The sequence below is a fragment of the Vibrio sp. YT-16 genome, assembly GCF_033337405.1.
Taxonomy (GTDB): Bacteria; Pseudomonadota; Gammaproteobacteria; order Enterobacterales; family Vibrionaceae; genus Vibrio; species Vibrio alginolyticus.
On the sequence record NZ_JAWOQQ010000001.1, the window covers coordinates 304126 to 316315 of the forward strand.

A 12190-nucleotide genomic window follows, 5' to 3' on the forward strand; every position below is an offset into this window, starting at 1 on the left:
AAAGGCCGGGGATACCCGGCTTTTTTGTAATAAAAGCTCTGCTTAGATGGTCCTATCTTTACTAACTTATTGGTTACTGGTCACTTTTGACGGTTTCATTAATAAATATCAAAAAAATTGATCATATAAACCGATAGCATACCGATACAAAACTCATAAATAATAAAAATATCAGGAATTAGTCTATGTTAGAGAGATACCGAAATCAAAGTGTCGGATTCCAGTTGAAACTGGTGATCACTTTGTGTCTATTCATTGCTTTCAGCAGTATTGCAGCGCTTGTTTACCGCAACGCTTCCGATGTTCTATTGGAAAGCACACTGAAAGAACACCAATCTAAAGTAGAATCAATGGCAAAAACCATTGCTGGCCAATTCGATGCTTACCTGCACACCGCTAAAGTCCTCGAATCTACTTTTCGCAATGGCTACCTTGCCGGTGTCTATGTCGAAAATTACACGGTTGACTTCATGGGACATGAAGTACCAAACATCACTCAATACAGTGAAAGCTTAATTAATGACACCAAGTTGGTCGACAGTTTCACACGTGATACCGGCGCTATAGCAACGCTATTCGCACCATTGGGTGACGACTTTATTCGGGTGTCCACCTCCCTAAAAGATCCACAAGGTCAGCGAGCGGTCGGAACCACGCTAGGCATCAACCATCCTGGTTATCAGCAACTTAAAGCAGGACAACCGTATTACGCTCAAATTAAATTGTATGGCGAGCGCTACATTACCTACTATGCCCCAATCAAAGATGCGACAGGAAAGGTAGCAGGCCTATCGTTTATTGGCTTACCAGTAGACCAAGCGACACAAACCTTATTCGATGCACTCGAAGAGATAAAATGGGGCGACACTGGTTACACCATTATCGTTGATAACGACGAAAACAATCTTGGTAAATACCTACTTCATCCAGCAAAAAGCGGCTCAGATTCGTCAATACTAGAAGTCGCCGACTACAATGGTCACAAGCCTTTTGGTCAGATTTTCGAACAATCTAGTGGATTAATTCGCTACCCTTTCGAGTACCAAGGTAACGTAGGCGAAAAGTATCTTGTCTACACAGAGGTTCCAGGTTGGAACTGGAAACTGCTAGGTGGTACGTTTATCAAAGAAGTGACAAAAGGTAGCGACACGCTTCTCACACTCATTGCCATCATTTCTTCGGTAGCGGCAATCATTACTTTTGTTGTACTGACACTTTTCTTGAATCGCAGCTTACAACCTCTCACGACTCTAAACTCATACATGACTCGCTTAGCCGGCGGCGAAGTCAGCTTGAGCATCCCAGCGTCTCGTAAAGCATCAAAGAATGAAATTACGAACCTGAGCTCGGGTGTCGCCAGTATGGCAAGTCAGCTCAATGAACTTGTTGGTAAGATCCGTTCAACAAGCGACTTAGTGGAGAGCAACTCTACCAGCGTTGCCAACGATGCACATAGCAATTTGACCCAAGCCGACCGACAACAACAAGAAGTCGAGCAAGTTGTGACAGCGATTGAAGAAATGGCCTCTTCCGCTCAATCTGTCGCACAACAAGTCGAAAGCATTGCGGAAAACGTACGCTCAGCAAATACCGATAGCCAGTCTGGTCTCGCGATTGTTGAAGGCGTATGTATCGACGTTACTCAACTTAACGATCAATTGGATCAATCAGCAACGGCTATCGAGCAAGTAAATCGCGATAGCGAGAGTATTCAAACCGTCACTAAAATGATTGATGAAATTGCTGAGCAAACCAATTTACTTGCCTTGAATGCCGCCATTGAAGCAGCACGAGCAGGTGAGCAAGGCCGTGGCTTCGCAGTTGTAGCAGATGAAGTGCGCACACTTGCGCACCGAACCCAAAGCTCAGTTCAAGATGTCGTGGAAATTATCGAGAAACTAAAAGGGTCGACTCATAATGCAGTTAATATGATGACAGACAGCCAACGCAGTGCAAACCAGGTCTTGGACAAAGCACAAGACGCGGGCACAGCATTAGAAGCCATCGCAGTACAAGTGCAGTCGATAGCCTCTCAAGCCGACGCCATTGCAGCGACTTCAGAAGAACAAGCTCAAGTTTCACAAGAAATTGCAGCAAATGCCCATTCTATCAGTGAACTTAACCGAGAAAGCCGCAACACGAGCGCAAAAACCTCGCAAAGTGCCATTGAACTTCAACAACAAGCACGAAACTTGAAAGAGCAAGTCGACTTCTTCCACTAATACTTAATAAGAGCCGACCCAGTCGGCTCTTTTTGTTTCACTTGAGACCATGCTTTTTGATAGAATTTGCCGCCCTACTTTCTGTTCGAGATCGTCATGAACTATCAATGCCCTCTATGCCACCAAGCTCTAGCGTTAAATGAAAAAACGTTTAAGTGCGAAAACAATCATCAGTTTGACTTAGCAAAAGAAGGCTACGTTAACTTGATGCCAGCGCACCACAAACGTTCTAAAGATCCTGGTGACAACAAAGAGATGATGCAAGCTCGTCGTCGATTCCTTGAAGGAGATTACTACAACCCAATGCGCCAAGAAGTGGCGCAGCTGTGTGCAACATACACTGAGGGGAGCACCCATCAATTATTAGATATTGGTTGTGGTGAAGGTTACTACACAGATCAAGTACAAAAGACGATAGAAACACAAGCAAACCATGCCACGATTTATGGCTTAGACATTTCCAAAGTTGCCATTCGTTACGCGGCGAAGCGTTACACGCACTGCAACTTTAGTGTGGCTTCTAGTCACCGACTTCCCTTCGCAAATGAATCCTTAGATGCCATTTTGCGCATTTATGCCCCGTGTAAAGCTGAGGAGCTGCAGCGCGTTGTAAAAAACGACGGCGTTGTTGTCACGGTTACTCCTGCTAGCCGCCACTTATACCAACTGCGTGAGCGCATTTATCAAGAAGTTCGTCTTCACAATGAAGAACCAGAACATATTGAAGGGTTTGAATTAGAGCACCAGCAGCATCTTAACTATGTTATGGACTTGAAAAACGGAGCCGCAATCGATTTATTGCAAATGACGCCATTCGCATGGAAAGCAACCGATGCTCTTCGTGAAGAGTTGAAATCCGCTACACTTTTCCAATGTGAGGCTGATTTTATGTTGCGTGTATATCGCAAAAAAACACTCAATTAATAAGTCAAAAAAAACAACAAACGCAAATAGTTATCATTTATATTGATTCATTGCTCAGCCTCCATTAATATCATCCGGACATTTTTGGAGGCTTTTCAATGCGCTTTTCTACTTTGAGCTTGCTCTTTGCAGGCTTACTTACTGGTTGCTCTTCATATACGCACACCGACTCTCACGCAACCTCAGCGGAAGTCACTAGTTTTTACGACTACCAACTATACACCCCTTCTGGCGAGCACATCGCTCTAAGCAAACTGCCAATTGAGCTGCAACAAGCAGATGTCATTCTTATTGGTGAATGGCACACACACGCCGGCGTTCATCGCTTTCAAACCGATATGCTCAAACAACTTACGTCCTACGACCGCTCACTCGCGTTATCTATGGAACAATTTACCCGCGACAAACAACCTGTTGTTGACGCTTACCTACGTGGGGAGATCGGCGAACAGTACTTAATGAAACAAGCCAACGCTTGGCCCAATTATGAAAGCGACTATCGCCCTCTCGTGGAGTTTGCTAAGCAGAAAAATCTCCCGGTCATTGCAGCAAATGCACCAAAGAGCATTGTCCGATGCATTGGTCGACAAGGGCTAGATTACATTAACAAGCTCGATGATGATCAGCGGATGTTCATTGCACAAGCCATCAACACTGGTAGTAGTCCGTACAAAGAAAAGTTCATGGCATCCATGCATCACGGTAAGCCAGAGCAGACGGAAAAACAGTTTGCAGCTCAAGTTACTTGGGATGAAACTATGGCGGAATCTATCGTTAGCTACCTAGACGACAACCCAGGCGCTCAGGTTGTCCATGTTGCAGGCAAGTTTCACACCGAGCAAGGGTTGGGTACGGCAGCATCAATCTTAAGCCGCAACCCGAGCTTAAAAGTGGTTGTAATTAGCCCAACAGATAACGTGCTTTCTGATAATACTGACTATCAGTTAGAGGTTCTCGCACCACCAGTACGGTATGTACAAGATGCTCACCGCATGGCGGCATATCAACATCTAACTAAACGCAATAACGATCTTCAATGTAAGTAGCTGCTCTTCAATTTAAGTTACTACCTTGCCGTTGCGTTGCATCATCACACCGCTCCGAGTTCATCGAGTGACAAGGGGCTGCTTCCTGCTGGTCTATTTTTTGCTAATGATCACCAATAGAAACTAGAAGCGGCAAAAGCAGACCTGTTTTTATCCAAATAGCTTCAGAAATAAACTTTGCCGCCGATAAAAATATAACTGCTTTTTACCCGCACTCAGTGACCGAGTGTCGATGTTCCAAGGAGTATTCGATGAATCCAGTAGGAAGCACTTCTGTTAATAGCTATGCCAAACAATCTGTCGCCTCTAAACAAGCAAGTATTGCACAAGAAGAAACTAGTGCTTCGCCTCTGAAAGTCGAACACAATAAGGTGACGCTTTCGACCGAGGGCAAAGCGCTACTTGCCGCTCTGCAACAAATCGAGCACGACAGCAAGAAAATAGAAGCAGAAGATAAATCTGTTGGTGAAAAGGTCGAATCTTTCACGCATGGTGCGCTTGGCATGGATCACCCTGATAAAATCGAGAAAGAAGAGGATGGCTCATATTCTGCGGGTCAATACCTGTCTGCGGCACTTACCGTTGGTGGCATCATATTGGCATTAGTCTGATAACCAGTCTGATAATCGTCACGACAACAAATCCTATTTGAACCAAACACTTACTGCAGCCCATAATTTAATAAGCCAAAGAACGATATGATGCAAACGTAAGTGAATTCGACCGCTCTTGTGGCCCGATAATACATGCTCGTTTATTGCTCCCTAAACTAGGTTTCTTGTGAAGGCACTGAATGGATAACTTTAGTCCATGCTTTCAACTCCTAAGCGTAATCCAAGCCCACGTTTGTGGGCTTTCTTCTTTCCAAACTAACGAACGTTAGAGAGCGACTCATTTTTTCTGCAAAACCAAACAAAAATGACAATTTGGTTAAACTTTTATTACCGACACAAAACCTTCATAAATCATTGCTTTAATGCCTGCGCTTTCAATAAACAAGGAAAATATAATGAAGCGCTTAGTATCTCCAATCGTTACGGCAGTGGCTGCATCTACCCTCTCTTTCAATGCACTCTCAGCTGAAATCAAAAACGTCATTTTGATGATCGGCGACGGCATGGGTCCTCAACAAGTTGGTTTACTCGAGACCTACGCAAAACACGCACCTAACTCGGTTTACAAAGGCGAAAGCACAGCGTTATACAAACTCGCTCAAGAAGGTGTGATTGGATCATCACTGACCAATCCAGAAGACGCAATTGTCGTCGACTCTGCGTGCTCAGCTACGATGCTAGCGACAGGAATCCCTACCGCTTCTGAAGTCATTGGCATTGATAGCCAAGGCAACCATGTCGAAACTATTTTAGAAAAAGCCAAAAGTAAAGGTAAAGCAACTGGGCTCGTCTCTGATACGCGTATGACCCACGCAACGCCAGCAGCATTTGCCGCTCATCAACCACATCGCTCCCTAGAAAACAGTATTGCGGCGGATATGCTCGAAACAGGCGTAGACGTGATGATGTCTGGTGGACTTCGTCATTGGATTCCAAAGTCGACAAACGACAAGGGAGAGACATACGAGCAGCTTGAAAAGCTCACTGAAGGAAATGTCTACCTAAAATCGAAACGCAAAGACGAACGCAACTTGCTTACTGAGGCGCAAGACCAAGGTTACAACCTGGCTTTCAGCCGCGATATGCTCACACAAGCTAAAGGTGACAAATTACTTGGACTTTTTGCTTACTCGGGCATGAACGATGGTATTGCCTACAGTCAAAGCAAAAACGATCCAAAACGCACGCAGCCATCGCTGAAAGAAATGACCACCAAAGCAATCGACATTCTTTCAAAAGACAAAGACGGTTTTTTCTTGATGGTTGAAGGCGGCCAAATTGACTGGGCTGGCCACAGTAACGATGCAGGTACGATGCTGCATGAAATGCTTAAATTCGATGAAGCGGTAAACTCAGTTTATGAGTGGGCAAAAGGCCGTGATGACACCCTGATCATTGTTACTGCTGACCACGAAACCGGCTCTTTTGGCTTTAGCTACTCATCAGCAAACTTGCCTAAACCACAAAAACGCGACGGCGAAGCATTCAAAAATCAGGATTACGCGCCAAACTTCAACTTTGGTCAGTTCGAGATCCTCGATGGTTTATACAACCAAAAGAAAAGTTACTACGGCATGATCAGTGAATTCCAAGCGCTTGATAAGAAAGAGCAAACTCCAGAGAAGTTTGCGGAAGTCGTGAACGCAAATAGCGATTTTTCTATTACGCCTGAGCAAGCAGAACGCGTATTAGCAAGTAAACCAAATCCATACCGACTCGCTGGACACAAATACTTAAGCGAAGAGAACGTACCGACAATCAATGACTTTGATGCTTTCTTTCCTTACAACGACCGTGGCAACTTGCTAGCGCGTGAGCATGCAACAAAGCAAAACACAGTATGGGGGACGGGTACTCATACGCATACTCCTGTCAACGTATTTGCTTGGGGACCTGCAGAAACTATCCTTCCAGTATCAAAAATCATGCACCACTCGCAACTAGGCGAGTACTTGAAGCAACAAATTAAATAATCAACTTGCACTTACTTCACAACTCGTGATGTTTCAACGCTCTCGCAAGGGAGCGTTTTTTTATGCATGAAAACAGTTGACGTTTTAAATCGTACACCACAATAATTATGGGTCTTTAATTATATGAATAAAGAAAATGTGCGAAATCTTTGCTAAGCAACCCCAAGACAACTATCAGTTCATCACCCGCTCTATCCGTATTGATGGTCACGCGACCAGTGTAAAACTTGAAGCGAGCTTTTGGACAATTCTTGAGGAAATCGCTAGTGCTCAAAACATGACGGTTCCTAAATTCATAAGCACTGTTTATCAAGAAGCACTCGAATACAATGGTGAAGTGAACAACTTTGCCTCCTTACTTCGATGCGCTTGCCTCACTTACGCCCGCCAACCTCAAGAGACCACTCGTCAAGCACTTGCGCAACTTAACAGTTAATAGCAACCAACCGACCAATAACCATCCTAGGCTATGCATCCGTATTATAAACCCTTGAGCATCTTCTAATTTGTCGTACTAGAGTACTACCCAGACTCCTTTTGAAATCGCTAACCTGTGCGGACTATCAAGGAGTACCTATGACAAAAATGATTCACACCATGATCCGAGTAAGTGATCTGGACCGCTCTCTACAATTTTACTGTGACATACTTGAACTAGAAGTCGCTGATCAATACATCTTTGATGGCTTTTCTCTAACCTATCTAGCCAACCAAGAAACTGGCTTTGAATTGGAACTGACGCACAATCACGACCAAAGTGAGCCCTACACTCACGGCTCAGGTTACGGCCACCTTGCCGTCAGCGTGGAGGACATTGAACAAGCCCACAAACGCATTAAATCTCTCGGCATTGAAACTGGTGACATCAAAGCCTTTGACCATCAACAAAAGCATTTAGCAACGTTCTTTTTTGTAACCGACCCTGATGGTTACAAAATTGAGTTCCTGCAACGCCAAGGGCGTTACCTATAACAAAAAGAGTAAACATTATGATTCACTTGACGGCTACCTTTCATGCACAACCGGGAAAAGAACAAGAGTTGAAAGAGGTACTTACCCGAGCGCTTGAACCTACTCGCAATGAAGAAGGTTGTGTTCGTTATCAATTGTTCCAAGATAAAGACAATGCATGCCACTTCGTTTTTCAGGAGCAATTTAAAGACCAACAAGCATTTGAGCTTCATGGTAAAACAGAACACTTTGCTCTTTTGATTAGCCAGATCGACAACTTGTTAGAATGCGAGCCGAAACTGGTGTTCTTTAACGAACTGTAACTATAGCGCTAACCGAAGATCAAAAAAGGCACTCTATCTAGAGTGCCTTTCACTAGTTGGGATCTGTGATTAAGCGTCTTGCTTCTCCACCATATGCAAATGCACATCTTGTTGTGGGAAAGGAATCGAAATACCTTCTCGGTCGAAGCGTAGTTTCACTTCTTTAGTCACATCCCAGTATACATCCCAGTAATCATCCGTTTTTACCCAAGGGCGCACAATAAAATCTACAGAAGACGTATTTAATGTATGAACTTTGATCATTGGCTCTGGAGTGCGAAGTACCGACGGGTGAGAGGTAATGATATCAGACAATACTGACTCCGCTTTTAAGAGGTCATCCGCATAGCCAATGCCAAACACCATATCCACGCGGCGAATGCGTTCATGCGTGACGTTCTTAATAACATCTCCCCAGATTTTGCTGTTAGGAACAATAATAATTTGGTTATCAAACGTACGGATTGTGGTGTTCACCAAACTCATATGGCTTACCTTGCCATCCACACCGCCAGCATACACAAAATCACCAACATCAAATGGGCGATAAATAAGCAGCATCATACCCGCCGCGAAGTTGGATAACGTGTCTTGCAACGCGAAACCAATAATCACACCAGCAATACCGAAACCGGTTAGGATTGGCGCTAGGTTCAAACCAAGCTGAGATAAGCCCACCATGATACCGATCACCCACACGAATTTGCCGGACATCGAGATAAAGAAGTCCTGCATCAAGTGGGAAAGTTTTAAGTTTTTCGATGCAACTGCTTTACGGACGACTTTGCGAGTTAACTTAGCCAGTCCGCGAGCGATCAATAAAATCAGCGCAAAAACAAACAACTGGAAGATATGCTGCGGTGCATTCTCGGCAAACCAATCCAGTGCCGAGTTGGACCAGTGACTCAGTATTGACCACACAACTTTGGTATTCAGTAAATCATGGGTGATATTACCCGTCACTTCAAAAATTTGGCGTTTGTATTCAGACGTTTCTAAACCGACTTTATCACCAATTGAAATCAGGTTGCGTAAGCTTTCTGTCGCAATATTTAGCCTTTGTTTAGTAATGAGCTGACTAAGTTGCAACGACGCTTTTTCCGACTCTGGGCTAGACGAAAGTTGGGAGCCAATGATCTCACTTTGCTGACTCAAGTACTCAATTGAAGCAGACAGTAAGCGCATACGTTTATCAATTTTATCTTTTAGTTCCGCTTCTGCGCGCTCGTTTTGGGCCCCTAGCTCCTTCAACCAAGCGAGATTTTGCCAGCTCGAATCGAAGCTAACATCAAGATAACGCTGTAGCTCTCGATAATCATTAACAAGAGCAAGCTTCTCTTCATCCTTAGCCTTATTTAAATCCTCGACAACTTTCTTTATTTTTTCCGATAGATAGTTCGTCGCGTCCTCAGAGTATTGTTCTTGTTTTTTAACTAGCAAGATCAGCTTGTCGCGAGAGATAGTTTCACGTTCAATCGCTGACGCTAACTGGCTTCTTAATTCTTCATTCTTTTGGAATAGTTGCAGTTGAAGGGCATCACGCTCGTCGCCACTCGCTTGCGAGAGGCTTTGGGATAAATCCACAATCTCTCGGTTCAAGTTGTCAATCGAGATTTCGGCAGCAGAAGGCTCTTGGATATCGTCAGTAGCAGTCGCATGAACAGCCATTGGGGAGAACATAATGACGGCAAGTGCGAATAATGTCACCCAAGATGTCAGGCGCAGTTTCTGGGGGAAATGAAACGTCATGTTTACCTCATAGGAAACAATCCTGATCAAAACAATCAGGAATAGAAGTGTAAAGCGTTGAAATCATACTCCTAAGTTTACAACACTAAATAATAAACTGAGCAGCATTTCGTTAGCGAGACGTCAAAGTTGGGAGCCCCAATAGCAAACAAGCCTTTCATTTAATCAATGAAAGGCTTGTTTGTATTCGACTAAGGACGGTTGGGATGATTTAAAATATGGTCTTCCCAATCCACCACATCAATCTCGTAAACGACTTTGTTACGGACACTTTCCCCTGCCGCATGCATTGCGGACTTAGAGCCTGTAATCAGCGGATGCCATTCTGGTAAAGGCTGCTTTTCAGCCAACAGACGGTAAGCGCACGTGTGTGGCAGCCAAGTAAAATCGTCGATGTCTTCTCGGGTCAGCTTGGTGCACTCTTCACCCGAAGTGAAACGGTTTGGGTAATCCTTACATGAACACGTTTTACTGTTCAGCCAGCTACAAGCCACATTGGTATAGTAGATTTCATCGGTATCTTCATCCATAAGCTTATGCAAACAACATTTGCCACAACCATCACAGAGAGATTCCCATTCCTCTTCTGTCATCTGCTCTAACGATTTACTTTGCCAAAATGGAGTGCTCATACTTCAGGTCTCACCAAGGGAATTTAGGGGGCGATTTATACTCTTCTCAACGCAAAAGTTCAAGTTTTGAGAAGATCTTGCATCCTTCCCACATAACGGTGGAGATATTCAACTACTTTCGTTTTACTGTTCTATCCTTAAACAAGTTTCCATTACTCAATTGATCAAGAAGGCATTAAGGAGTTTTCATGGGTATTATTTCTTGGATTATTTTGGGCTTAATCGCCGGCGCACTTGCTAAATGGCTCATGCCAGGAAAAGATGGGGGCGGTTGGATTGCAACAATGTTACTTGGTATTGCAGGGGCATTTGTAGGTGGCTTCCTTGGCGGCATTCTCGGTTTCGGCGGAGCAACTGGCGTCAACATTGGTAGTATCATTACCGCAACACTAGGCGCATTTATTCTGTTGTTTGTTTATAACCGTTTCTTAAAATAATCACGATGATTTAAAAGCAAAAAACCAAAAAGGGAGCGTAATGTTAAGCGCGCCCTTTTATTTTTTTCTTTCTTCACTCTTCCAATCCACGTCAAAATGACCATAATTGCCCCCTTAATTTTTAAGAGGTTTACATTATGGATTGTCGATTAGGATGTGGAGCGTGCTGTATTGCGCCAAGTATCTCTTCACCAATACCTGGAATGCCCAAGGGCAAACCTGCAGGTGTTCGTTGTGTGCAACTCAACGACGACAATTTGTGCAAGCTATTTGGTAAGCCTGAACGCCCTAAAGTCTGTCACGATTTTAAACCGTGTCCGATTGTATGCGGCAAGACCAATCAAGAAGCACTCGACAACATCACTGAATTAGAACAATTGACGTAACGCGACTCTAGACCACACGTTTAAAGTTAGTACCTCGGTTGTTTCTCTCCGAGGCAGTAATCAAAGCAAACTCAAGATTTAGCACTCCCCCCCTCAGCCTTTTATCTCACCCTTGAGAACTCTTGCCACATAGCGTTCCATTTGCGGTTTTTGCGCGATCTCCCTCACAATTTATTGACAATTCTCGACTATGTTCAGCGGGTCATTTAATTAAAGATCAGGAAAGAACATGAATAAGTATTTGGCTGAGGCTTTTGGCACGTTCTGGCTAGTGTTAGGCGGCTGTGGTAGCGCGGTGTTGGCTGCGAGTTTCCCTGAAGTGGGTATTGGTCTGTTGGGCGTTTCTTTGGCATTCGGTTTAACCGTTCTGACGATGGCATTTGCTATCGGTCATATTTCAGGTTGTCACTTGAACCCTGCAGTGACAGTTGGCCTTTGGACTGGCGGTCGTTTTGAGACAAAAGACGTTGCTCCCTACATCATCTCACAGGTGATCGGCGGGCTTATCGCAGGTGGCGTGCTTTACGTTATTGCATCTGGACAAGCAGGATTCGATGTTGTGGGTTCTGGCTTTGCCGCCAATGGTTATGGTGAACACTCTCCAGGCCAATACTCGATGATCGCTGCACTTGTGACTGAAGTTGTCATGACGATGATGTTCCTGATTGTCATTATGGGTGCAACAGACAAACGTGCGCCACAAGGCTTTGCACCTATCGCAATTGGCCTGTGTTTGACTCTCATTCACCTGATCAGCATTCCTGTCACCAATACGTCAGTAAACCCTGCTCGTAGCACGGCAGTCGCAGTATATGTGGGTGACTGGGCGGTTTCTCAGCTATGGCTGTTCTGGATTGCTCCTATTGTGGGTGGCGTGTTTGGTGCGGTTATCTACAAAAATCTTCTTGGTAAAGAATCGAACGATTAATCGTT

Annotated in this window: 13 protein-coding genes; 11 read left to right on the top strand and 2 right to left on the bottom strand. The window is 44.4% G+C overall.

Annotated features, from left to right (window positions below; translation table 11 throughout):
* Positions 1-185: 185 nt before the first annotated feature.
* The 8 genes from R7F07_RS01335 to R7F07_RS01370 all read left to right on the top strand — a co-directional run bounded on the left by R7F07_RS01335 (position 186) and on the right by R7F07_RS01370 (position 8053).
* Positions 186-2222 (top strand): methyl-accepting chemotaxis protein, encoded by a 2037-nt coding sequence (locus R7F07_RS01335; RefSeq protein WP_171342832.1) that lies wholly within the window; start codon positions 186-188, stop codon positions 2220-2222.
* Between the two features lie 96 nt (positions 2223-2318).
* On the top strand, positions 2319-3146 hold the full coding sequence (gene rlmA / locus R7F07_RS01340; RefSeq protein ID WP_005380691.1) for a 23S rRNA (guanine(745)-N(1))-methyltransferase: 828 nt from the start codon (positions 2319-2321) through the stop codon (positions 3144-3146).
* Positions 3147-3244: 98 nt separating this feature from the next.
* Positions 3245-4192, top strand: a complete 948-nt coding sequence (locus R7F07_RS01345) for a ChaN family lipoprotein (RefSeq protein WP_042522507.1) — start codon at positions 3245-3247, stop codon at positions 4190-4192.
* A gap of 251 nt (positions 4193-4443) precedes the next feature.
* The gene (locus R7F07_RS01350; RefSeq protein WP_005380688.1) at positions 4444-4803 is read left to right on the top strand and encodes a hypothetical protein; all 360 of its coding nucleotides are present in this window, start codon (positions 4444-4446) and stop codon (positions 4801-4803) included.
* A gap of 398 nt (positions 4804-5201) precedes the next feature.
* Complete coding sequence (locus tag R7F07_RS01355; protein ID WP_025767190.1) at positions 5202-6779, top strand: alkaline phosphatase; 1578 nt, start codon at positions 5202-5204, stop codon at positions 6777-6779.
* Between the two features lie 136 nt (positions 6780-6915).
* Complete coding sequence (locus R7F07_RS01360; protein WP_005384938.1) at positions 6916-7215, top strand: ribbon-helix-helix domain-containing protein; 300 nt, start codon at positions 6916-6918, stop codon at positions 7213-7215.
* Positions 7216-7355: 140 nt separating this feature from the next.
* Positions 7356-7751, top strand: a complete 396-nt coding sequence (locus tag R7F07_RS01365; RefSeq protein WP_033907357.1) for a VOC family protein — start codon at positions 7356-7358, stop codon at positions 7749-7751.
* A gap of 17 nt (positions 7752-7768) precedes the next feature.
* Positions 7769-8053: a putative quinol monooxygenase gene (locus R7F07_RS01370; protein ID WP_025767189.1), complete on the top strand. Its 285-nt coding sequence runs from the start codon at positions 7769-7771 to the stop codon at positions 8051-8053.
* Positions 8054-8122: 69 nt separating this feature from the next.
* On the opposite strand, the gene R7F07_RS01375 is transcribed toward R7F07_RS01370, so the two are convergent.
* Positions 8123-9802: a mechanosensitive ion channel family protein gene (locus R7F07_RS01375; RefSeq protein WP_005380681.1), complete on the bottom strand. Its 1680-nt coding sequence runs from the start codon at positions 9800-9802 to the stop codon at positions 8123-8125.
* A gap of 191 nt (positions 9803-9993) precedes the next feature.
* Positions 9994-10434 carry a YcgN family cysteine cluster protein gene (locus R7F07_RS01380; RefSeq protein ID WP_005384948.1) on the bottom strand — a complete coding sequence of 147 codons (441 nt, stop codon included), beginning with the start codon at positions 10432-10434 and terminating at the stop codon, positions 9994-9996.
* A 188-nt stretch (positions 10435-10622) separates the two neighbouring features.
* On the opposite strand from R7F07_RS01380, the gene R7F07_RS01385 reads away from it, so the two are divergent.
* The 3 genes from R7F07_RS01385 to aqpZ all read left to right on the top strand — a co-directional run bounded on the left by R7F07_RS01385 (position 10623) and on the right by aqpZ (position 12185).
* Positions 10623-10871, top strand: coding sequence for a GlsB/YeaQ/YmgE family stress response membrane protein (locus R7F07_RS01385; protein ID WP_005380625.1), 249 nt, complete (start codon positions 10623-10625; stop codon positions 10869-10871).
* A gap of 137 nt (positions 10872-11008) precedes the next feature.
* Positions 11009-11257 carry a YkgJ family cysteine cluster protein gene (locus tag R7F07_RS01390; RefSeq protein WP_065767476.1) on the top strand — a complete coding sequence of 83 codons (249 nt, stop codon included), beginning with the start codon at positions 11009-11011 and terminating at the stop codon, positions 11255-11257.
* 229 nt (positions 11258-11486) lie between these two features.
* Entirely contained in the window at positions 11487-12185 is a 699-nt protein-coding gene (aqpZ, locus tag R7F07_RS01395) for an aquaporin Z (protein WP_171342830.1), read from the top strand.
* Positions 12186-12190: the final 5 nt, after the last annotated feature.